The organism is Salinivibrio sp. MA440, from assembly GCF_001996265.1.
Lineage (GTDB): Bacteria > Pseudomonadota > Gammaproteobacteria > Enterobacterales > Vibrionaceae > Salinivibrio > Salinivibrio costicola.
On the sequence record NZ_MUFI01000017.1, the window covers coordinates 1 to 23438 of the forward strand.

Below are 23438 nucleotides of genomic sequence, written 5' to 3' on the forward strand. Positions count from 1 at the left end.
TTTTCGCCTTAAGACTGTATTTTTTAAATTAAATATGACGAACGATTTGCTTCACTAAGCCTGGACCTTGATAAATAAGTCCTGAATAGAGTTGCACTAAATCAGCTCCAGCCTCCAACTTTTCACGTGCCGCTGTCACTGAGTCAATATTAAATATGACGAACGATTTGCTTCACTAAGCCTGGACCTTGATAAATAAGTCCTGAATAGAGTTGCACTAAATCAGCTCCAGCCTCCAACTTTTCACGTGCCGCTGTCACTGAGTCAATACCGCCAACGCCAATGATCGGCATTGCTCCATTGAGTGCGCGATGAAGTTGACGAATCACTTCCGTACTTTTCAACTGTACCGGCCGGCCACTTAATCCACCAGCTTCACGGTAGTGCGGCATCCCATCCACCAGCGAACGCTCTAACGTCGTATTGGTCGCAATCACGCCATCAATGTTATGGCGAACCAAACTATCAGCGACGTGTTGGATCTCATCACAACTTAAATCAGGTGCAATCTTCACTGCAAGGGGGACATATTTGCCGTGTGTTTCGGCTAATTGACCTTGTTCCTTTTTTAACGCACTGAGCAACTCGTCAAATATGTTGCCATATTGCAAACTTCGTAACCCGGGAGTGTTCGGTGAGGAAATGTTAACCGCAATATAATCAGCATACGGATATACTTTTTGCATGCAGGCAATGTAGTCATCGGTGCCCTGCTCAATGGGTGTATCTTTATTTTTACCGATATTAATACCGAGCACACCCGTAAAATTTTTCGCCTGTTTCACGTTTTCAATCAGGGCCTCAACACCATGATTGTTAAACCCCATTCGGTTAATAATTCCTTCCGCCGCTTTAAGGCGAAAGAGACGCGGTTTATCATTACCTGGTTGGGCGCGTGGGGTAACCGTCCCCACTTCTACAAAGCCAAACCCCATGGCGCCAAACGCTTCTATACACTCACCATTTTTATCTAACCCTGCGGCTAAGCCCACTGGATTGGTAAAATGCAGTCCCATGACAGTCACTGGGCGAGGAGGAAGATGCTGAGAGTATAAAAAGCGAAGCGGTGTGTGATGGAAACGGGAAAGCGTTTTGATGGTTAAGTCGTGTGCTTTTTCTGGATCTAACTGAAAGATAGCCGGTCTGGCGAGGCGGTATAGCATTATCCCTCCTAATAAAAAAGCCCCGTTATAAACGGGGCTAGATTATTGCGTTATTGGCGCACTAATTCAATTTAAATTTAGTAACGACAATTCACGCAGCGCGACAGAGAACTTGGCAAACTCATGCATAGAACCGACTTTGAACTCATCGACAATGCTTTGCCAACGGCTCAGGATTACAGCATGATCATCCATCCACTGCGTTAACCCTGTCTCGGCATCGTGTTGTGAATCCATCTCTGAAACGATGCGAGCGGTCAATAAGCGCTGTTGCCAGTCAAGATCTTCACGGAACGAGGCGCGGGCAAGCGCTTGCCAGTGGTTATCAACCGGCTGGTTATTGATTTGCTTCAAGAACCAGTGCAGTGATAAACGATCACCCAGTACATAGTACAAGCGCGCCACTAGCTCGAATGGCTTGTCGAGTTGTTCTGACACTTGGGCAAGATCTAATCCCGAGAACACGCTCGTCAGGCGACAAACCTTGTTCGCAAGCGCATCAGGTACGCCCGCTTTTATCAATGCTTCCGCTTGTTGATCGTGCTCGGTGATCTCACCCTCAACCAAATACTGTTCGAGGTGATCCACCAAGTTTTGCAATGCAGGACGATAAAAGCCAACTTGGGCCTCAATACTCTCTCCTTTGCGTTTGTTACGTAACATCCAACGGGTTGCACGGCGTAACATTCGGCGACAGCGGAATATGATGTCATACTGCACTTTGGCACTCACATGATTATCGAGCTCGCGCACATCATCAAATAGCTGCTCAAAACCAAACACCTCTCTGGCAATGGCATAAGACTTAGCAATATCACTCACACTGGCGCCGGTCTCATCTTGCATGCGGGTCACAAAGTTAAAACCCATGTCATTCGACATTTGATTCGCCAGTGCGGTGGCAATGATCTCACCACGCAGTGGATGAGATTCCATCTCGCCTCGGTAGTGACGTTGTAACTCTTTAGGGAAGTAACTAGGGAGTAGCTGTCCGAAGTGAGCATCTTGCGTGACATCATCAACAACCAGCTGCTCTTTGAGAACCATTTTGCCGTAGGCAACCAAAACAGCAATTTCTGGGCGCGTTAAACCGGTGCCACGCAAGTTACGTTCAGACAAGGTTTCATCGTCTGGCAGATATTCAAGCGCCCGATCGAGCTTACCCTCTTTCTCTAAATAGTGAATAAACCGGATCTGCTCTTTTAACAGAGCGGCCTGCTGGTTATGGGTGACAGAGATCGACTCACTTTGACTATAAGCATCCTCGAGCACGATGTCAGACACTTCGTCTTCCATTCGCTCCAGCAACTCATTGCGCTTTTTCATGGTCAGATCACCGGCCGCCACCAGCCCATTAAGCAGGATCTTGATGTTGACCTCGTTATCCGAGCAATCGACACCACCGACATTATCAATAAAGTCGGTATTCACTCGACCGCCGTTAAGCGCATACTCAATTCGCCCTAATTGGGTCATGCCAAGGTTACCGCCCTCACCAATGATACGAGCACCCACTTCATTGCCGTTGACACGCAAACCATCATTAGCACGGTCACCTACCGAGGTATGGGTTTCGCTCGATGACTTAACATAGGTGCCGATACCACCATTCCAAAGCAGATCAACCTTGGCTTTTACGATCTGTTTAATCAGCTCGTTAGGCGCCATCGTCTGCTTACGGGTGCCGAGCAGCTTTTGTATCTCCGGCGTTAAGGTGATTGATTTCGCACGGCGAGAAAACACCCCCCCACCTTTGGCTATCAACTGAGTATTGTAGTCTTCCCAAGTTGACCGCGGCAAATTGAAGAGACGTTGGCGCTCTTCCCAGCTTTTTGCGGCATCTGGATCGGGATCAATAAAGATATGCATGTGGTTAAACGCTGCGACTAAGCGAATATGCTTGGAAAGCAGCATGCCATTACCAAACACATCGCCGCCCATATCGCCAATGCCGACACAGGTAAAGTCCGTGGTTTGACAGTTAATATCAATTTCACGGAAGTGGCGTTTTACCGATTCCCAAGCACCTGCGGCCGTAATCCCCATTTTTTTGTGGTCATACCCATTCGAGCCACCGGACGCAAAAGCATCTCCCAGCCAAAAGTTATATTGCGCTGAGACACTGTTCGCTAAATCAGAGAAAGTTGCCGTTCCCTTATCTGCCGCGACGACTAAATAGGCGTCATCGTCGTCATGACGGATCACATGGTCAGGCGGCGTCAAGGTGCCTTCGACAATGTTATCGGTAATATCAAGTAACCCTTGGATAAAGATTCGATAGCATCGCTTACCCTCAGCAATGATCGCATCCCGCTCAGTTAACTGATGTTGACGCTTGCAGACAAAGCCCCCTTTCGCCCCGACTGGCACAATCACGGTGTTTTTGACCTGCTGCGCTTTCACCAAGCCTAAGACTTCGGTACGGAAGTCTTCTTGGCGATCGGACCAACGAAGTCCACCACGCGCGACTTTACCACCGCGTAAGTGCACCCCTTCTACATCGGGGGAGTAAACAAAGATCTCAAACGCGGGAACCGGCTTAGGCATATCCGGAATATCCGATGCTTGCAGTTTTAGCGATAGATAGGGTTTGTCTTGGCCATTGTCCGGATCTTTCTGGAAAAAGTTTGTGCGCATGGTCGCGAGCATGATTTCCATGTATCGACGAATAATACGGTCATCATCCAAACTTTCAACATTGTCGAGTGCCTCTTCAATCTCGTGAATAATCGCATCTCGTTCTCGCTTGTTTGGCTTACCCGCAGGGTCAAAACGTCGATTAAACAACCTGACCAAGAACCCAGCAAGATGCGGGTGCGAAGCTAATGTATCCTCGATATACGCCTGACTGAAAGGAAAGCCAATCTGGCGCATATACCGAGCATAGGCGCGTAGAATCGTGACTTCTCGTCCGGATAACCCCGCGTTTAATACCAAGCGGTTAAAACCGTCATTATCCAAGCGGCCATGCCAAATGTCGGCAAATGCATGTTGGAAGCGATCGCGCGCATTACCAAGATCAAACGCTGCTCCCGCACTGTGCAACATAGAGAAGTCGAGAATCCAATACACATCCCCCTGGCTGGTTTCAACCTCATAAGGCGATTCGCCGATCACACGCAGCCCTAGATTTTCTAGCATCGGCATCACATCCGATAAATGGATCGGCTCCCCCTTTTGGAAAAGCTTTAGGCTAATGGCATTAGATTGATGGCTAACTTCTTGCGGCCTGTAGAGCAACATATCGAGTTTATTGTCATCACTGAGCCCTTCTAGGCGCTCAATATCCGCCACTGCTGATCCTGGTAACATCGCTTCTTTGTAAGAACGCGGAAACGCACGCAAATACCGTTTCGCGATCGGTGTACCACGATTTTCACCAAAATTAGCAATCACGGCTTCTTGTAAACGATCATCCCACGATGACGCTGCCTCTGTGAGGTTTTGTTCGATTTTTTTCACATCAATATCGAAGTTATTATTTTCCACTCGGACAATATAATGCGTCCGCGCCAGCGGGCTTTCCGAGAAAAAAGTGGTAAATTCAACCGTCTGATCTGATCCAAAGTATTGCTGAAAAATACGCTGGGTTTGACGACGGAACTCGGTGTTATAGCGCTCTCGGGTGATATACACCATGCACGAGAAAAAACGACCAAACGGATCACGACGCACAAATACACGGAGCATGTCGCGGTCTTGCATTTGTACCACGCCCATTCCCACATTGCGCATTTCGTCTTCTGTCGCTTGGAACAGTTCATCACGCGGGTAGTTTTCTAGGATATTAGCCAGCGCTTTCCACGCGTGTGATTCGCGATAAAAACCGCTGTTATCAAGGATACGGCGTACTTTATTACGCAGCACCGGAATGCTAGCGGTCGACTGGTTATAAGCAGACGATGCATAGAGCCCAGTAAACCGGTGCTCGCCGATCACATTACCGTTGCTATCAAACTTTTTGATCCCGATATAATCGACATAAGCCGGACGGTGAACCCGAGATTTCGCATTACTTTTGGTAAGCACTAACAGCTCTTTTTTCAGCGCTTCTGCTCGGGCTGACTCAGGCATTTCGGATAAACGCAGAGCCTGGGGGGATTTGTGCTTTTTAGCTAAACCTAGTGCGTCACAGTCACTGCTTGCGCGAAGCTCGTAATCGCCTTCAACCGGAACCAGATCAAAGCACTTGTAGCCCATAAAGGTAAAGTTATTGTCCGTGATCCAACTTAGGAACTCGACGGCTTCTTGGCGGCGCTCATCATTAATCGGTAATTGAGTCTCTTTTAATGATGCTAATAGCTCAAGCATTTGCGCGCGCATTGGCTTCCAGTCGTTCACCACCATTACGACATCGGTCAAGGTTTCAGAGAGCTCAGATTCAAGTGCTGCCATCTCTGAGTCATCTGACATCTTGTCGATTTCAATATGGAACGTGCTTTGGAATTGGCCGTCCTCACTGCCAATGCCGACCACATCTCCCTGCTCATTCTTGCGCGCTTTGATCGGGCTATTCAGCATCAAGTGCGTTGTGATACCTAAGCGATTAAGGGCCATACGCACAGAATCGACAAGGAAGGGGGCATCTGGAGCGAGGATTTCAACAATCGTATGGGTTGATTGCCATCCATTTCCGCTCAGGCTTGGGTTAAAAACTTTAACAAAGACTTTATCTTGTTCAAACGTGTTGAGATGGTGCCATAAGCTCATTACTGCACCATAAAGATCTGACTCATTGCGTTCCTGCAAATCGTCATCAGATACTTGACCCAATATCCTTTTGGCTAACGCATCGACAAGTGGTTGTTGAGGATCATCGAGTTTATCAGCGATGAGTTGATAAACCTTCTCAAGTAACACTGGTACTATAGGGTCACGCGAGGTCATTCTGGCACTCCGTTGTCCTTTTTAGAACATTATCATTGTGAGTCGTCATCAGAGGTAAACATTGCGTTAACAAACGCACTGTCTAGTGTAAGGCTTGGATAGCAAAAACGTTATAGATAAACGGCTGGATTTACGCGATTTTCGCGAGAATGTGACTGGTGTGGCTATTTAATTAGAGATTGGATGAGGCTTTAACCAACGCCTATTAAGCAACGCGCATTAACGATTGAAAGCGGTGGTGCGCGTCCGTCGTCAGTTTAAAACGCCCCCTAATGCCAAGCTGTGAAAGAAAAGGTCGAAAGCGAGACGCCGGGATTTGTAAGCGCAGCCCTTGGTCCGTGGTCACAACCACATTCGCAGCTGCACCACTGTAGTAATGCTGATACTCAGAATAGGCAATATAGACGCTAAAAAAGTACTCCATGTTTCACTTTTTAATCCGCTCATAAGTTTATTCGTTAAAAAGCCGCCCAACCAGGCGGCTTTTGAGGTTCACTTGTCGTCCGTCTTGATTTTATCCCAACTTATTGGTTACTGCTCAAGTGTTTTTTCCACTTTTTCATACAAATCGTTCGCCAAGTTATCCATATCGGCGAGCTCTTGCAGTACATTACGCATTTGCTGTTGACGCGCTGAGTCGTAGTACGCCAGTTTCAATAGCGGATCAATCAAGCGCGACGCCACTTGCGGGTTAGACTGGTTTAACGTCACCAAGATCTCTTTTAAGAATCGATACCCTGCACCATCTTTAGCATGAAAACGTGCCGGGTTACGATTACAAAATGCGCCAATTAAACTCCGTATACGGTTAGGGTTTTTCAACGTAAATGCTGGGTGCGACATTTGCGCTTTTACTTGCTCTAACGCATTGTCGGCTGGATTGGCGCCTTGCAGCATAAACCATTTATCCATCACCAACCCATCATGCTGCCACTGATCACTGAAGCCTTTCATCAGCGGCTCTCGGCAAGGCAATTGTGCACTGTTTGCTGCGCTCAGGGCTGCCATGGTATCTGTCATATTGTGCGCTTCTTGATAATGCTGCTCAACATAGCCATTGCCATTTTCTGTATGGGCCAAGTAACTCAAACAGGCATTACGCAAGGCACGCTCACCCATCGCTTTGTGTGTGATTTGATAATCCGTTTGTGCATACTGACGATACACAGCGGCAAGCTCATCCACCATATGATCAGCAAACTGCTGTTTAAACGCTGCCATCACTTGGTGAATAGCATCCACGTCGACCGTTTCAAACCAACCTGCTACCTCTGTCTCTGAAGGTAAATTGAGCACTTCAGCAATCAAGGCAGGATCGGTATTGTCACTCAGCAACACACCACGGAAGGCATCAACCACGGATAAGGGCACATCGATCGCTTGGTCATCTTGCACACGCGCTACATTCGCTTTGATATGCTTAGCCAGTAAGCTTTGGCCCGCATCCCAGCGCGCAAAGTCATTCCGAGCGTGCTGCAATAAGAACGCCAACTCATCGTCCTGATAATCATATTCGAGTTTAACCGGTGCTGAGAATTCGCGTAGTAGCGATAGGACCGGTTGCTCATCGACATGATCAAACAGATAGGTTTGCTCTGCTTGTGTGACCGCCAATACGTTAGAAACCGACTCTCCGTGACGCTGTAACTCAATCACACTGCCATCTTGACGGTACATTTCGATATCGAGCGGAATATACAGCGGCTGCTTTTCTTGCTGATCAGCCGTCGCCGGCGTGTGCTGTGCCACATGCAGCGCCAGTTGCTTGGTAGCCGCATCATAGGTGGATGAAACGGTCAGCACCGGTGTACCTGACTGGCTATACCACAGACGGAACTGGGTAAGATCAATGCCTGATGCCTCTTCCATCGCTTGGACGAAATCATCACAGGTCGATGCGGTACCATCATGGCGTTCAAAATACAGCTTCATCCCTTTTTGGAAAGCAGATTCACCGAGAATGGTGTGCATCATACGAATGACTTCACTACCCTTTTCGTACACAGTTAGGGTGTAGAAGTTATTCATCTCAATCACCTTTTCAGGGCGGATTGGATGAGACATGGGGCTTGTATCTTCAGCAAATTGCGGGCCACGCACGATGCGTGCATTGCTGATGCGGTTGACGGAGCGCGACCCCAAGTCAGAAGAGAACTCTTGATCACGGAAAACCGTTAACCCTTCTTTGAGGCTAAGTTGAAACCAATCCCGACAGGTAACACGGTTGCCTGTCCAATTGTGGAAGTATTCGTGGCCAATCACCGCTTCAATACCCAGATAATCGGTATCGGTTGCCGTCTCTGCATTGGCAAGCACATACTTGGAGTTAAAGATATTTAGGCCTTTGTTCTCCATCGCGCCCATATTGAAAAAGTCGACGGCAACAATCATGTAGATATCGAGATCGTATTCTAAGTCAAATCGCTCTTCGTCCCACTTCATGGCGTTTTTCAGTGACACCATGGCGTGGTCGGCACGATCTAAATTGCCTTTATCGACGAATATTTCTAACGCGACATTGCGCCCCGAGCGCGTTTCAAACGTGTCTCGCAAGACATCAAAATCACCGCCCACCAAGGCGAATAGATAGCTTGGTTTAGCATGGGGATCGTGCCATTCAACCCAGTGACGGCCGTCATCAAGATCACCCGCCGCCATTTTATTACCGTTACTAAGCAAATAAGGGTACGTCGCTTTATCCGCAATCACTTTGGTGGTAAATCGCGCCAGTACATCAGGACGGTCTAAGTAGTAGGTGATACGACGGAAGCCTTCTGCTTCACACTGGGTACAGTACGCACCGCCAGAAATGTATAACCCTTCTAACGCAGAGTTATTCTCCGGATCTAGCTGGGTTTGAATGGTCAAAGTAAAGGCGGCGGGGACATCGCGAATAATCAATTTACCCGCTTCTTCGCTGTATGCCGTCCAGGTGTCACCATTAATATCCAGGCGCACCAGAGTCAGATCATCACCATCGAGTACGAGATCCGTCGCGCGTTCATTAAGACGTTTTACCTGACTGACTGCTGTCACCAGGGTCTTATTCGGATCAAGATCGAACTCAAGATTGATATCCGTGATAGTAAAGTCCGGTGCGCGGTAGTCATCACGGTATTTGGCGGTAGGTTGTTGAGACATGTTATTTCCTTTTTATCGGGTGTACCTCAGCCAACGAATTGTATTCATTCGCCTTTAGGACGATGTGCATGCCATACCATACCGCGGCTGAGCAAAGATGACTATAGGTTTAACAGTTTGTTATCAAATGTTTGCGTTTACATTTAACGCGGTGGCGACAAAGGATTAACGCCCGCTCAATGGGAGACAGACAAAGACACGTCGCTGTACTAAAAACAAACGGTAGTGGTTAAAAGCGCAACAAAATGTCAACGAAGCCTGCCAATCCATGCGGAAATATAATGTGACGACGGTTAAATTTTTTGAAAATTACGGTACTATGAAGCCAATTTCGTTTTGCAACCCGTAAGGCGTTCCTCACGCATGCACAATCCGATCATCACATCGCTTTTGGATACTGATGCTTATAAACTAAATATGCAGCAGGCTGTCTTTCATCATTACCCTGACGTTCATGTCAGTGCGGACTTTTATTGCCGCAGTGATGAAAACCTTGCCTATCTGCGCGAACAGCTTATCGACCATATTCACCACATGGGGACACTCCGTTTCCAAGCGGACGAGATTGATTATCTCGCCTCGTTAGATTTGTATCAGGCCGATTTTCTCGTCTACCTTTCGCACTTCCAGCTCAACCCTCAACAGGTGACGGTGTCCATTGAAGAGGGACAACTTGCTGTGCATATCAATGGGCCATGGTGTGACGTTATTCTGTGGGAAGTGCCACTGCTTGCGATTATCTGTGAGCTACGCAATCGCGCTTGCTATCCAGAATTGGGAGTCGCGGATGCCTTAGCACGCCTTGACGACAAACTGGCACACTTACCGGCCGATGGCTACTCGGATGACTTTCATCTGGTTGATTTTGGTACACGCCGTCGTTTTTCGCGCGATGTCCATCAGGCTATCGTCACGCGTTTACACGCCGTTTATCCACCGCTAAAGGGGACCTCGAATTGCTGGTTAGCAAAGCAGCTAGGGCTTCCTCCGGTTGGCACACAAGCGCATGAGTGGTTTCAAGCCCACCAACAACTGGCGGGCGATCTAGCAGATTCTCAACAGCTCGCGCTTAATGTATGGCTACGCGAGTATCCGAATAGTCTTGGGGTCGCCCTTACCGACTGTATCAATATGGATGCCTTTTTGCGCGATCTTGATGCGTCTCTATCTCAGGCATTCAGTGGCTTACGTCACGACAGCGGCGATCCCATCATCTGGGGCGAAAAAGCCATTGCGCACTATCGCCACCACCATATCGATCCTAAAGATAAAACACTCGTTTTTTCAGATAGCTTGACACTGGCTAAAGCCATTCATATTTATCAACACTTTGCGGGTAAGGCGAGTACGTCGTTTGGGATTGGCACACAACTGACTTGTGATCTACCCAATGTGAAAACACTAAATGTGGTGATCAAGCTGACCAGCTGCCAAGGCAAACCCGTAGCCAAAATATCGGATGAACCGAACAAGGCGATTTGTAAGGACGAGGCGCATTTATCGGCGCTAAAGGCCGCATTTAATTTGTCGCCGTGAATCACGGATTGGGCCCGTAAAATGCCATGACGATAACCAACTTTTACGGGCTAAACGATTCTTGGCGCTGCTATTCTTGGCGTTGCCGTTGTAATACCGCTTCCATACCAAATACATCATTGGTTAATCGCAAAGTATCAGCGGCCAGTTGGTATTGCGACGAGTGACGCCCTTCTTTGTAAATCAACATTAAGTGATCCCCCTCGACCAAATAGACGCCTCGATGGGTCACTGAACGGCCACTATCGCCTCTTACTTGCATCGCAAACAAAAAGTCTGGGCGCAACTTTAGCGACACACCGTCTACGTCTTCGCTAACATCATCACCTTCAATACTGTTTGAACGCCACAAACCACTCAGGTTGTCTGGAAGCAACTTCGTAAAGATAGCCCCCTGTAATTGCAACTGGTGATGATTCAATTGATAAGCATGTACCTGATCCGTGCCATTCTCATCATAAAGCCTCAGTGTTTGCTGAGTAACGCTATATTGGCCGGCCGCTGTTTCCAGCTTTCCGTTACGACGTAACATATCGATACGAAATTCATAGTGGGAGTTAAAGGAGATATTAATTGCTTTATAAGGATGGAGGGTTGATGTTTCGCTTGCTTCACTAAACCAGTACCATTGCCCCAGCAGCAAAGGCACGTCAAAGCGCCCTAAATCCTCGCTATGCACTGGCCATGCCATAAACATGGCAAGTGTGATCCCGTAGAAATAACGCATACCTTCCCCCTACTGATGGTGATGCCTTATTACTAAGATTAGACCTAGTTCTCATTTTGAGTGAAAAAAAGCCCAGGTCGGATGACCCAGGCTTATCGTGATCACAGTCGTGTCTTTTTCGGGCTCACTACTCGTTAAGAGATGACTCGTTAAGAGATGACTTGTTAAGCGATGTCGTGAGATTAACCAGATCTCGCGTAATACTGGCGGCTTCGTCTAGGTAGGCATCGGGCTCTTCATACTCTTTAGGTACATCATCGAGTGACTTGAAGCGAGGCTCACCCATGGCTTCTTGACGTGCATTTAAACGCGCTAAGCGGTCTGCATCTTCGTCATCCATCTCTTGACGTCGTACTTTCTCATTTAAAGACAAGGTATTGTCGTCCTTTTCTTTTTGATAGCGCGCGATATCTTGACGAATAAAACCGAACTCTCGATCGTCAGCAATCCTTGCTTGATGACGTTGCGCGAGGGTATCAATCACTGATTCAGGCAAAGACTGTGCCTGATAATCCGCTTTTTCAATACGATCCCAAGGCAATGCATTGTCTTCCATACTTTCACCGGTTTCATCAGGCGATACAGGCGATGGAAACGCAATGTCAGGTACGACACCTTTATTTTGGGTACTGCCGCCACTGATGCGATAAAACTTTTGGATTGTATATTGCACGTAACCCAGTGGGTTATCGAACAAATCGTAAATATGGTTGAGCGAACGATGCTGTTGCACTGTTCCTTTACCAAACGATTGTTCGCCAATCACTACCGCTCGATCATAATCCTGCATGGCAGCGGCAAAAATTTCCGACGCAGAGGCACTATAGCGATTTATCAGCACGGTCATTGGGCCATCGTAATAGCTTTTGCCATCACTGTCGGCGTTGACTTTCACTCGACCGTAGCTGTCTCTTACTTGCACAATCGGGCCTTTGTCGATGAACAAACCACTGAGCGCCGTTGCTTCACTCAGCGCCCCGCCACCGTTATTACGTAAATCGACAACGATGCCACTGACATCTTTCTCTTGTAAGTTTGCCAATTCTTTTTTGGTATCATCGGCTAAGCCGACATAAAACCCCGGTACCGTGAGTACACCAATTTTATCTTCGCCGCGCGCGATCACTTCCGACTTCACCGCACGATCTTCAAGACGAATTTTATCGCGGGTTAACGTAACGTTGTAACTTTTAGCATTAGCGCCTTCAGGAAGAATTTTGAGTTGAACCTCGCTCCCTTTCGGGCCTTTGATCAGTTCCACCACGTCATCCAGACGCCAGCCAATAACGTCGACAACCGATTCGTCTTCCTGGCCAACACCAATAATGCGGTCACCTGGTGACAACTGTTTTGACTTGGACGCAGGGCCACCAGCAACCAGAGAACGAATGACGGTATATTCGTTTTTGACCTGTAAAACGGCACCAATTCCTTCAAGAGACAGGTTCATTTCCGATTGAAATTGTTCGGCATTACGGGGAGATAAGTAGCTCGTATGCGGATCAACCTCACGGGCGAAGGCGTTCATGTAGACTTGAAACACATCTTCACTATGGCTTTGTGTGAGGCGTTTTAACGCACTGTTATACCGTTTCCCTAGGGTGTCGCGGATCGCATCATCCTCTTTCCCCGTGAGGCGTAAGTTCAATGCGTCATTTTTGACTCGCTTGTCCCAAATCGCATCAAGCTCCGCTTGATTTGCCGCCCATGGTCGCTCAGTACGATCCAGTACCATGCTCTCATCTGCGGAAAAATCAAACGGTTTATCGAGTACTTTTAAAGCGTACTGATAGCGTTCAAAGCGCTTTTTGAGAACCCGGTTATAAATCGCATACGCGGCTTCTGTTTCACCCGCCTTTAATTGGTCATCTAAACGATCTTCCCAACGCGATAGCGTGTCGACATCATCCTGAGTCAAAAAGACACGGTTGTAGTCGAGCGTTTCAAGGTAGCGTTTAAAAATAGCCGCTGAGAACGCGTCATCGAGCGTAAACTGCTTGTAGTGCGATCGGGTAAAACGAGAGGTTACCCGCTTAGAAGCGGTTTCGTGTTGAGGTTCTGCAGAGAGTGAAGGTAACTCACTGAGTTGAAAATCGGCCTCTACGGCCTGGGCAGATGCTGCCAGCATGAGGCTGGCAGCAATCGCCGAAACGCGGCGTCGACAAAACATGCGTCGAGGAGTCTCCTTTAGGCGCTGAGGTGCTCCGCTTTTACTAACATGGTTAATCCGTTAGTTAGGCGAACCCGCACCTCATCCTTATTAATTTCAACAATGGTCGCAGGTAAATTACCATTGCCCATGTTCACATTTACGTCTTTGCCTACGACAACGTCGTTGGCGCTGAGTTCGCGACGTGGCTCACTCTCTTTCTTAGTCATTTTAGCGGGCTTTGGTTTACTTGTACGGCCTTTTGCCGATTGCGCTGCCGCTTTTTTGCCTTTGGCTGGCGCTTTTTCACCGTTTTTCGCCTGAGACTCCGCTTTTTTCGCCTGTTGTTGCTTACGACGCTCAGCGGCCCGTGCTTTGCTTTCTGCTAGAGCCTGAGCCGCATGATCAATATGCTCTTGCTCTAACTCGCCGCACGCATTGCCATCTAAATCGACGCGTGACGCACCGGGTTTCACGCTGTGCAGATAACGCCAGGAAGACGTGTACTGACGAAGCGCGGCGCGCAATTGGGTTTTGCTTACCTTGGGGTCGCCGTCTAGACGAGTCGCAAGATCTTGAAAAATACCAATTTTTAATGGCTTGGCTTCGCCTTCAACAGTAAAACATTTAGGGAAACGTTCAGCAATATAGGCAATGACTTCTTTGCTGTTCGCGAGCTTTTCAGTATTTTCCATGTTTTTTCCTGGCCTGCTGCAGCAAACTGCAGCAGCGTATCTACGTGTATTTAAGTATGAAAGTGGTGCGTATTATAGATACCTGATATTAAAAAACTACCAAGATTGGCGAAATCATAAGTGTTTTTGCATTTCTTTGACCAAGGTAGCCAGTCCATGCTCATCTTCTTGGTCAAATCGACCGATACTTGGACTATCAATATCGAGTACCGCATGCCGTTGTCCGTTGACGTGCACTGGCAGAACAATTTCAGCGTTACTGGCGGCATCACAGGCGATATGTCCTTCAAAAGCATGGACATCTTCAACTCGCATGACAATATCTTGTCGATAAGCCGCACCGCATACACCTTTATCAAAAGGAATACGAACACACGCGGGTTGGCCTTGAAATGGTCCAAGCACTAACTCGTCACCGTCATCAAGATAAAATCCCACCCAGTTGATATCGTCAAGTTGGCTATTTAGCAAGGCGCTCACATTAGCAAGCTTAGCGATAAGGTTAGGCTCACCTTCACATAAAGCCACCGCTTGTTGCGTTAACAAACGATAAAAATCCGCTTTGTTTTCCATAAATCACTGCATCTCAATCAACAAGACCATTACAATAGAAAGAATCTAAAGACATTTCAATTGAGTATCTTGATTTATGATCACTTGGCGCTGGCTTCTTGACCAAGCACGACCTCATCGAACGCGGCTAATCTGGGCAAACGTGGTCGCCATTGCTGCCACGCTCATCAGTGTGCCGATTCCGCTATTGATGCCATTATTGGTCGACGAGGTGCTACTCGACAAACCCGATTGGGGGCTGTCGGTACTTAACACAATACTGCCACAAAGCTGGCAACAGGCTGCGTACTATATCGCTGCCGTCTTAGTGATCGTGGTATTGATGCGCACTATCAGCCAAGGGTTGAACATCTTACAAGGTCGCCAATTTACGCTGGTGGGTAAAGCCATCACCTATAAAATCCGTCAGCACCTGATTGCAAAACTCGGCCGTATCAGCATGCGAGAGTACGAACTTCGTGGCAGTGGCGGGCTGACTTCTCACCTTGTCACCGATGTGGAAACCATCGATAAGTTTATCGGGACCACGCTGAGTAAATTTATTATCGGGATCCTCACTGTCACCGGGACAGCGGTGGTTTTGCTTTGGATTGACTGGCGATTAGGCTTGTTTATCTTATTGATTAATCCCATTGTGGTGGCGCTGAGTCGTGCCCTCGGCCAACGCGTAAAACACCTTAAAACGCGCGAAAACCGAGCCTTTGAACAGTTCCAACAGCGACTGGTCGATACTCTAGACGGATTATATCAACTTCGCGCCGCTAACCGAGAGAGGACCTATTTAAAGCAACTTGATGACAGTGCCAATGATATTAAAGTGAGCGCCGATAAATACGCGTGGCAATCTGAGGCGGCGGGTCGTCTTTCGTTCTTAATGTTTTTAGTCGGCTTTGAACTCTTTCGCGCAGTCGCGATGGGCATGGTCTTTTTTAGTGATCTTTCTATCGGCTTGATGTTTGCCGTGTTTGGCTATCTATGGTTTATGCTCGGGCCAGTTCAAGAGCTACTCGGGATACAGTTTGCGTGGTATAGCGCCAAAGCAGCGATAACTCGGATTAACGAGGTCTTGCAATTACCCGAAGAAACTCGGCGTCCAGAAGGGATCGATCCAGGCGAGCTCATGTCAGGGAGGGGTAACCCGCAAGCAATCGATGTTGAGATAGATAATCTTCACTTTGCGTATGATGACAAAGCGATTCTCGATGGTCTCACCATGCAAATCCCGGCCGGACAACGCGTGGCCCTCGTCGGCGCAAGTGGGGGCGGCAAATCAACCCTCATTCAGCTGTTGTTAGGGCTCTACCCTGTAGAACAGGGTGATATTCGCTTTAATGGCCATTCCATTCATGCCATCAATATGGATGCGCTTCGTCATCAAATTGCCGTGGTATTGCAACAGCCCATACTGTTTAATGATACCTTAAGAAATAATTTAAGTCTGGGGCGTGAGTTTGATGATGCGACGCTCTGGCAAGCGTTGGAGCGCGCACAGCTGGGCGACGTCGTGAATCAGCTGACTCAAGGCTTAGAGACCCCACTGGGACGCCAAGGGGTGCGCTTATCAGGCGGTCAGCGCCAGCGTGTTGCAATTGCGCGTATGCTGCTCGGCGACCCTAAACTGGTGATTTTAGATGAAGCCACGTCGGCACTCGATACCGCCACTGAACGCGCACTGCATCAAGCAATGCAAACCTTTTTAGCCGGTCGTACGACACTGATTGTTGCGCATCGGCTGTCAGCGGTTAAAGAAGCCGATCTGATTTATGTGCTCGATGAAGGTCAGGTCAGTCAACAAGGGACACACACCGAACTGGTGAATGCACCCGGTGTTTATCAAACCTTATATGGACAACTCCAACAGGTAGCAGGGAAATAATCGTGAGAAGGCAACCACCAGACAACACCCTATCGGTATCTTATCCAAGTCAGATAAGGTGCCCGGGTTGTGACCGGGTGCTACAAGGCTGTCAAACGGGTTATGACCATCTTGCCATTTGCCCACGCTGCGCGACCAAACTCGCACAGGGTCGACGCTTATCATTTAATAGTGAAATCGCGTTAACCTTGACGATACTTATCCTTTTCTTGCCAGCCCATCTCCAACCTTTGCTATCGATAGATTTATTAGGCTCAACGATCAACGCCTCCGTATTGACTGGTGCTGCGCGCCTTTGGTCCGACTTTCCTTTTGTGGCTGCGCTCGTGGTGATTTGTGCCTCTCTAGGGCCACTTATCTTTACCAGCGCTTTACTCACTTTACACCTTGCACGACGACGTCAAGCGATTCGGTGCTTTCGTCTTGCGGTCAAGGTAGTTGACCATAGTCGTCATTGGGTCATGGCGGATGTTTTGATGGTCAGTTTGGCCATCGCTTGTTTTAAAATTCAAGACTATGCCTCCCTGCATTTCTCCATCGGCCTCGCCTGTTACGCGGTTATCCAGATCTTGCTCTCTGTGCTGCTGGTCAGAGTGAATACACAAAGATACTGGGATACATTTTCTTTAGCTGCGACACCATCGGATAACACGTCCACACTCATTCGTTGTGGTCACTGTGGCTTAACACAGACCGCAGACCAAGGCGCGTGCCAGCGCTGCCACCAGCCTCTTTATCGGCGTGTCATTCGCAGTGAGCAAAAGACATGGGCATGTTTGATCACAGCCAGTATTTTTTTGTTTCCAGCCAACGTGTATCCGATCTCAATTTTATTTTCTAACGGTATTCGGCTTGAAGACACCATCTTCTCTGGGGTGGCGAGCTTAATCAATAATGGCATGCCTGGTATTGCCGTGATCATTTTCACCGCCAGCATCATCGTTCCAGTGGCCAAGATCTTGGGGCTAGGATTAATACTAATCAGTTTTCGGCGCCGCACTGCCATTACACCTCGTCAGCATATGTGGCTATATCGTGGGGTTAAGTGGATCGGAAAATGGTCAATGATGGACTTATTCGTCATTGCATTTATGGTGGCATTAATTGATCGTGGTCGCATTATGGACTTTACCCCCGGGCCGGGCGCCATCGCGTTTGGCATTGTCGTGGTATTAACCATGCTCGCCACCGAATTTCTTGATACGCGTTTGATATGGGATCATCATGAGCGACAAACAAGACCTACCCTCACCGATAATTAAAACCACCTATGGCCTGTCTCCACTATGGATACTCCCTATACTGGCGCTAGGTTTAGCCGCATGGTTGGTGTTTCAGTCAATCAATGAAGCCGGGCAACGGATCCAGATCCTTTTTAGTGATGCACAAGGATTAGAAGCTGGGCGGACCATTATACGCTATCAAGGGCTGGAGGTCGGCAAGGTGCGCAATATTACCTTGGCTGACGATCTTGATGGTATTTATGTCGATGCCAATATCTATCCAGAAGCCACACAGCTTTTAACTTCCGGGACCGAATTTTGGCTGGTCAAGCCTCGCGCCTCCATCACTGGGATCAGTGGCTTAGAAACCTTAGTATCCGGTAACTACATTGCTTTGCAGCCAGGAAAAGGTGAGCCTCGCCTGACATTTACCGCACGCGACGAGCCACCGACAGATATGGCCGAAAAGGCGGGGACGACGGTGAAACTGCGAGCACCGACCCTGGGTTCTCTTAATGTCGGCTCTCCCCTTTATTACCGTAAAATTCAAGTCGGCGAGGTTTATAGCTATCGGCTCGACAGTGACGCGCAAGGCGTGACGCTCTCGGCGTTGATTGAACCCCAATTCGCACACTTACTAAAAGAGCAGACACGTTTCTGGTCGGTCAGTGGGCTTAAAACACGAATCGATGCTTCTGGCGTTGAACTCGAATTAGATAGCGTGGCAAGTTTAATTGCGGGAGGCATTGCGTTCGACTCTCCCGATAACAGCCCTCGTTCGGATGCGAATCAGCCATTTCAATTGTATTCGAGTCTCGCGCATGCCGCGCGGGGGCAAACATTAAACATCTCTTTACCCGCTGATCACGGTCTGCCGGGCCGAGGCACACGGATCACCTACCAAGGATTAGAAGTGGGTGAAATTACGCGTATTGAGATCACAGACAATTATCCTGGTCCTATCGCCACCGCCAAACTCGATCCCAGTATGACCTGGCTACTGAACAAAGACACGCGTATAAAAATCGAGCAACCACAAATTGGCTTTGATGGCTTGAAAAACATCGGTAACCTCGTACTTGGCAATTATTTATCGATTGAGCCAGGTTCTGCGGACGCAGATTCCGTTACATCGGACCATCTATTCACCGCTGCCAACCGCCATCAACAACGTAAACAACAAGACAATGCCTTAACCGTCACCCTGACCGCAGACGATGCCTATGGTCTCTCTCAACATACAAAAGTGTTACACCGCGGCATAGAGGTCGGCTTTATTGACCATATCGGCTTCAATGCAAGTGACAATGTCACGATAGATGTGGTGATCGACCCGCAATATCGTCACCTCGTCAAACAAGCATCGCAATTTTTCATCCTTGGCGGCATTACTGGTGAGCTAACGGGTAAAGGGCTCGACGTGGTTGTGCCTGCAATGGAACAAATTGCCGATCCGGCGCTTAGCTTCACCAGCGAGGGGGCGAAAGGCGCCAACGATACCTATCCGCTTTACACGTCATCCATTCAAGCAAAACATGCCAACCAAAGCGCACAAGGCCAAACGCGCTTTACGCTTGTCGCTGACCGCTTACCCAGTATCAGTGAAGGTAGCCCCGTGATGTATCGTAACTTTATTGTCGGTCAAGTGGAGGGTTACCAATTAAACGGTCAGAGCGTCACCATCGCCATCGCTGTCAATAACCGCTACAAGCACTTAATTCATCGCAATACAGTGTTTTGGAACCAATCCGGACTGGATATCAAAGCCAATTTACGTGGCGTTGAAATTAATACAGGCTCGGTCCGTTCGCTACTCAATGGTGGCATCGCGTTTGGCGACATGCCGGGGATCAGTAATCAACGCAACGGAGAGTGGAAGCTCTACCCTTCCAAACAAGACGCAGCCCAATATGGTGTTGATATTATGCTGACAGTCGACCAAGCCAATGGGGTAAAAGTAGGCAGTGCGATTCGCTATCAAGGCGTCGATGTGGGTGAAGTGATCGACATGTCGCCAGATTTCAGCCAGGAGAAGGTGCGTATACAGGCAAGGGTCTACCCGAAATATAAACGCGCATTGGCGCGTCAAGGGAGTTACTTTTGGTTGACGCAACCTGTACTAAGTCTGACCAAGACCGAAAACTTAGACTCTTTATTTGGAACTTATATCTCCGTCGAGCCCGGCCAAGGTGAGTTTTCCCAGCAGTTTGTCCTGCATGAGACGCCAAAGTATCCGCAAGGACTCACTTTGATATTAGAAAGCGATGCGCGCCATTCAGTGACCCGAGGTACGCCTGTGTTGTATCGAGAAATAGAAGTAGGCACTGTCGCTAAAATAACACTGGGTGAACTCGCTGATCGCGTTTTATTCGAGTTACACATTGCTCCCGACTATGCCTATTTAGTACGCGAGAACTCTGTATTTTGGAATCAATCAGGCGTGGATGTCTCGATAGGATTAACCGGTGCCGATTTAAAAAGCGGAACCATTGATAGTTTGCTAAAAGGCGGGATTGCTTTCTCAACCCCTGAGGAAAAGCCGCTTCAGCCTATCGCTCAGGATCAACAGCATTTTTTACTCCATGATGAAGGAAAAACCGCATGGAAAGCGTGGCGGACAACGATTCCCAAGCCATGATCCCCAGGGTATCGCGCGTCTGTCGCGATACCCTTTTATCTTCATTTCCACGCCCGCATTATTTTCTTCATGCGCTGGAAAATCACTAATGACAAACTACACTATAAGAAACAAAGTTAAATTGGCATCGGGCTCCAATGAGCCTTTTCCCTAAGCCCGGAACAGGACGTACCGGGCATTTTTTTGTCATGTTAATCGAACTTAGTTAAGTAAATGCCATCGTGTTCGATCCGGATTTGTCGCTGCTTATACAAGCCACCCAGTGTCTTTTTAAAGGTTGCCTTGCTCGTACGAAACAAAGCAAAAATAGCATCAGGCGAACTTTTATCATTCAGCGGTAAGAAGCCGTCTTTGTTTTCCAGCGTACGTAAGATTTTATCGCCTAACTCATCGACCCGGGCTTTACCTGGTTTTTGTAGCGATAAATCCATTTTGCCATCGTCGCGTACATGTTTGACGTAGGCGCTGAGTTTTTTGCCAATAAACAACTTACCAAACGCTTCAGCGCGATAAATCAGTCCCCAGTGTTGATTGTCGACCACACACTTATAGCCCAGATCGGTGTTATCCGTGATCAGTACCGTGACTTTATCTCCCTGTTGCATTTTGGGCTGTGCGTCGCTAATAAACTTATTAAATTTACGACTCGCCACAATGCGCCCTGATGCATTGTCGGTATAAACGCGCACAACATACGGTTTGCCCTCTTCCATACGCGTGCGTTGCTCACTAAATGGCACCAGCAAGTCTTTACTCAACCCCCAGTCAACAAACGCGCCCACTGAGTTCACCCCAACACAACGCAAGGATGCAAACTCACCCACTTGCACATAAGGCGTTTCGGTGGTCGCTATGATGTCATCTTCAGAATCGAAATAAATAAACACATCAAGGTCGTCGCCAAGCTGAGTATTCTGCGGTACATAACGCTTGGGGAGGAGAATATTGCCGTAGTCATCTCCATCCAGAAACACCCCAAAGTCTACCTGTTTGACCACAGTAAGCGTATTAAATTGGCCTAGTTTAATCATTGTCTCAACACGATAAAAAATAATGCCCCCAAGTATACGCAATTTGCACGTAAGATGCGTTGTTGATCCGACGCGTCGCAGAAAAAATACCCTTACTTTCTGTCTCTTGTTAGTCGTCGTAACCCTGTTAGGCTGGCTAAAGCAAATAAGGGGGAAACATGGCAGTATTTAATGGCGAACACATTCGGTTTAGTTTTAGCCAGTTGGGCAGCGCATTCGGTAAGTCCGTTACACCAACGCCGCTAGATAACGGGCGAATTTTAACCTATGACGCCACCTTGGCGGAAAAACTCGGCTTAACCGATGCAGACATCAAAAGCGATACCTTTCGCGCGTTATTATCGGCAGAGCAACCCTTGGCCGGCCGCACGCCTTTTGCCATGAAATACACGGGGCACCAGTTTGGTCAATACAATCCAGCGCTCGGTGATGGGCGTGGCGTATTACTGGGCGAGTGGCGTGATAACAGCGGCACACTGTGGGATTGGCATCTAAAAGGGGCCGGTAAAACACCTTATAGTCGCCATGGTGATGGTCGGGCCGTGTTACGATCAACGCTCCGTGAATACTTAGCCAGTGCAGCAATGCGCGGACTTGGCATCCCAACCACGCACGCCCTCGCCATGGCCACGAGCGACACGCCCGTCATGCGTGAGCGAATGGAAACCGCAGCAACGTTATTGCGGGTGACAGAAAGCCATGTCCGTTTTGGTCATTTTGAGTATTTATTTTTTAGCCAACAACATGACGCGCTGCGTACACTGGCCGACTATGTAATTGCGCGTCATTTCCCTGAACTTGCCAAAGCCGAGCAACCGTATGCGGCATTGCTGCAAGAAATTGTCGAGCGCACCGCTGGAATGATCGCTCAATGGCAAGCCGTTGGTTTTAACCATGGCGTGATGAATACCGACAATATGTCGATCCTGGGCCAAACCTTTGACTATGGCCCCTACGCATTTTTAGATGATTTCAATCCCAGCAATATTTGCAATCATACGGATCACACCGGACGCTACGCCTTCAACCAACAACCCGCCATTGGACTTTGGAACCTCTCCGCATTGGGTTACGCATTCACGCCACTTCTCGACAGCGCGGTGATCAACGACATTCTTGGCGGCTATGAACATCATTTGCAAGTGGCATACAGCAAAGCAATGCGTGATAAATTGGGCTTATCGGACGCACAGCAGGGTGATAGCCATTTATTTAATGCGCTCTTTTCATTGCTTGAGAGCGAAGGGGTCGATTATACCCTTTTCTTTCGCCGGCTCAGCGAGATTGAAAACGACGCCCTACTCACCGCACCAAGCCTCAGTCAGTTTTCAGACATGATTGCCGATACCGACAGCTTGAGTGAATGGCTAAGCGATTACCATCAACGTATCCATCATCTTGATTCGCTTGAACGACTAAACCGTATGCGAGCAACAAACCCTGGATTTATTTTGCGTAACTCTCTGGCTCAGCAAGCCATTGATGCCGCAGAACAAGGTAACATGCAACCTACGCACGATCTTATCACTGTATTAGCCGCTCCCTTTGATGCACATCCGGCATTGGCCCATCTCGCACAACGGCCCGCGGAAGAAGACAAAGATCTCACCTTGAGTTGTTCATCCTAGTGCTGAGTATTAAACACACAGATTGATCAAGGGATTGAGTGACAGGGTAACATAATAACCTTCATTCAATCCGTCAATCATCGTCACGCGTAACCTGTTGGTAGGCGTGACACCTTGCCGCTCTGGAAGAAAAAATCCAACAGATATCACATTGATGCTTTCACAGGCCGC

Annotated in this window: 15 protein-coding genes; 5 read left to right on the top strand and 10 right to left on the bottom strand. The window is 48.3% G+C overall.

Features of this window, described 5'->3' with window-relative positions; all coding sequences use genetic code 11:
- Window positions 1-28: 28 nt before the first annotated feature.
- The 5 genes from BZG80_RS15745 to pepN form a co-directional block, all read right to left on the bottom strand.
- A complete protein-coding gene (locus tag BZG80_RS15745) occupies window positions 29-139 on the bottom strand; it encodes a hypothetical protein (protein ID WP_445177061.1) in 111 nt (36 codons plus the stop codon).
- Between the two features lie 10 nt (window positions 140-149).
- Entirely contained in the window at window positions 150-1163 is a 1014-nt protein-coding gene (gene pyrD, locus BZG80_RS07105) for a quinone-dependent dihydroorotate dehydrogenase (protein ID WP_077460557.1), read from the bottom strand.
- 66 nt (window positions 1164-1229) lie between these two features.
- Window positions 1230-6050 carry an NAD-glutamate dehydrogenase gene (locus tag BZG80_RS07110; RefSeq protein ID WP_077679043.1) on the bottom strand — a complete coding sequence of 1607 codons (4821 nt, stop codon included), beginning with the start codon at window positions 6048-6050 and terminating at the stop codon, window positions 1230-1232.
- A 205-nt stretch (window positions 6051-6255) separates the two neighbouring features.
- Complete coding sequence (locus BZG80_RS07115) at window positions 6256-6474, bottom strand: DUF2835 domain-containing protein (protein WP_021023225.1); 219 nt, start codon at window positions 6472-6474, stop codon at window positions 6256-6258.
- Between the two features lie 107 nt (window positions 6475-6581).
- Window positions 6582-9191, bottom strand: a complete 2610-nt coding sequence (pepN, locus tag BZG80_RS07120) for an aminopeptidase N (protein WP_077679044.1) — start codon at window positions 9189-9191, stop codon at window positions 6582-6584.
- Between the two features lie 363 nt (window positions 9192-9554).
- On the opposite strand from pepN, the gene pncB reads away from it, so the two are divergent.
- Window positions 9555-10727, top strand: a complete 1173-nt coding sequence (gene pncB, locus BZG80_RS07125) for a nicotinate phosphoribosyltransferase (RefSeq protein ID WP_077575992.1) — start codon at window positions 9555-9557, stop codon at window positions 10725-10727.
- A 70-nt stretch (window positions 10728-10797) separates the two neighbouring features.
- Here pncB and BZG80_RS07130 read toward each other — a convergent pair whose 3' ends face one another.
- The 4 genes from BZG80_RS07130 to BZG80_RS07145 form a co-directional block, all read right to left on the bottom strand.
- Complete coding sequence (locus BZG80_RS07130; protein ID WP_077575991.1) at window positions 10798-11454, bottom strand: hypothetical protein; 657 nt, start codon at window positions 11452-11454, stop codon at window positions 10798-10800.
- Window positions 11455-11581: 127 nt separating this feature from the next.
- Window positions 11582-13624, bottom strand: a complete 2043-nt coding sequence (gene prc, locus BZG80_RS07135) for a carboxy terminal-processing peptidase (protein ID WP_077679045.1) — start codon at window positions 13622-13624, stop codon at window positions 11582-11584.
- A gap of 17 nt (window positions 13625-13641) precedes the next feature.
- Window positions 13642-14298, bottom strand: a complete 657-nt coding sequence (gene proQ, locus BZG80_RS07140; protein ID WP_021023230.1) for an RNA chaperone ProQ — start codon at window positions 14296-14298, stop codon at window positions 13642-13644.
- A gap of 114 nt (window positions 14299-14412) precedes the next feature.
- Complete coding sequence (locus BZG80_RS07145) at window positions 14413-14871, bottom strand: GAF domain-containing protein (RefSeq protein ID WP_077575989.1); 459 nt, start codon at window positions 14869-14871, stop codon at window positions 14413-14415.
- Between the two features lie 76 nt (window positions 14872-14947).
- On the opposite strand from BZG80_RS07145, the gene BZG80_RS07150 reads away from it, so the two are divergent.
- From BZG80_RS07150 to BZG80_RS07160, 3 genes are read left to right on the top strand one after another with little or no spacing between them, the layout of a single operon-like run.
- Window positions 14948-16747: an ABC transporter ATP-binding protein gene (locus tag BZG80_RS07150; RefSeq protein WP_077679046.1), complete on the top strand. Its 1800-nt coding sequence runs from the start codon at window positions 14948-14950 to the stop codon at window positions 16745-16747.
- Between the two features lie 2 nt (window positions 16748-16749).
- Entirely contained in the window at window positions 16750-18009 is a 1260-nt protein-coding gene (locus tag BZG80_RS07155) for a paraquat-inducible protein A (RefSeq protein WP_158011533.1), read from the top strand.
- Window positions 17972-20608 (top strand): PqiB family protein, encoded by a 2637-nt coding sequence (locus BZG80_RS07160; protein ID WP_077679047.1) that lies wholly within the window; start codon window positions 17972-17974, stop codon window positions 20606-20608. Before BZG80_RS07155 ends, BZG80_RS07160 begins: the two co-directional genes overlap by 38 nt.
- A 191-nt stretch (window positions 20609-20799) precedes the next feature.
- On the opposite strand, the gene BZG80_RS07165 is transcribed toward BZG80_RS07160, so the two are convergent.
- Window positions 20800-21639, bottom strand: a complete 840-nt coding sequence (locus BZG80_RS07165; RefSeq protein ID WP_077669076.1) for a CvfB family protein — start codon at window positions 21637-21639, stop codon at window positions 20800-20802.
- Between the two features lie 158 nt (window positions 21640-21797).
- Here BZG80_RS07165 and BZG80_RS07170 point away from each other — a divergent pair, with 158 nt between their 5' ends.
- Entirely contained in the window at window positions 21798-23267 is a 1470-nt protein-coding gene (locus tag BZG80_RS07170; protein ID WP_077460568.1) for a protein adenylyltransferase SelO, read from the top strand.
- The last annotated feature ends 171 nt before the right edge of the window (window positions 23268-23438 follow it).

Bases quoted from the DNA above. Each gene is read 5' to 3' on its own strand.
- pyrD (WP_077460557.1), bottom strand. From the start codon at position 1,163: ATGCTATACCGCCTCGCCAGACCGGCTATCTTTCAGTTAGATCCAGAA.
- BZG80_RS07110 (WP_077679043.1), bottom strand. From the start codon at position 6,050: ATGACCTCGCGTGACCCTATAGTACCAGTGTTACTTGAGAAGGTTTAT.
- BZG80_RS07115 (WP_021023225.1), bottom strand. From the start codon at position 6,474: ATGGAGTACTTTTTTAGCGTCTATATTGCCTATTCTGAGTATCAGCAT.
- pepN (WP_077679044.1), bottom strand. From the start codon at position 9,191: ATGTCTCAACAACCTACCGCCAAATACCGTGATGACTACCGCGCACCG.
- pncB (WP_077575992.1), top strand. From the start codon at position 9,555: ATGCACAATCCGATCATCACATCGCTTTTGGATACTGATGCTTATAAA.
- BZG80_RS07130 (WP_077575991.1), bottom strand. From the start codon at position 11,454: ATGCGTTATTTCTACGGGATCACACTTGCCATGTTTATGGCATGGCCA.
- prc (WP_077679045.1), bottom strand. From the start codon at position 13,624: ATGTTTTGTCGACGCCGCGTTTCGGCGATTGCTGCCAGCCTCATGCTG.
- proQ (WP_021023230.1), bottom strand. From the start codon at position 14,298: ATGGAAAATACTGAAAAGCTCGCGAACAGCAAAGAAGTCATTGCCTAT.
- BZG80_RS07145 (WP_077575989.1), bottom strand. From the start codon at position 14,871: ATGGAAAACAAAGCGGATTTTTATCGTTTGTTAACGCAACAAGCGGTG.
- BZG80_RS07150 (WP_077679046.1), top strand. From the start codon at position 14,948: ATGATCACTTGGCGCTGGCTTCTTGACCAAGCACGACCTCATCGAACG.
- BZG80_RS07160 (WP_077679047.1), top strand. From the start codon at position 17,972: ATGAGCGACAAACAAGACCTACCCTCACCGATAATTAAAACCACCTAT.
- BZG80_RS07165 (WP_077669076.1), bottom strand. From the start codon at position 21,639: ATGATTAAACTAGGCCAATTTAATACGCTTACTGTGGTCAAACAGGTA.
- BZG80_RS07170 (WP_077460568.1), top strand. From the start codon at position 21,798: ATGGCAGTATTTAATGGCGAACACATTCGGTTTAGTTTTAGCCAGTTG.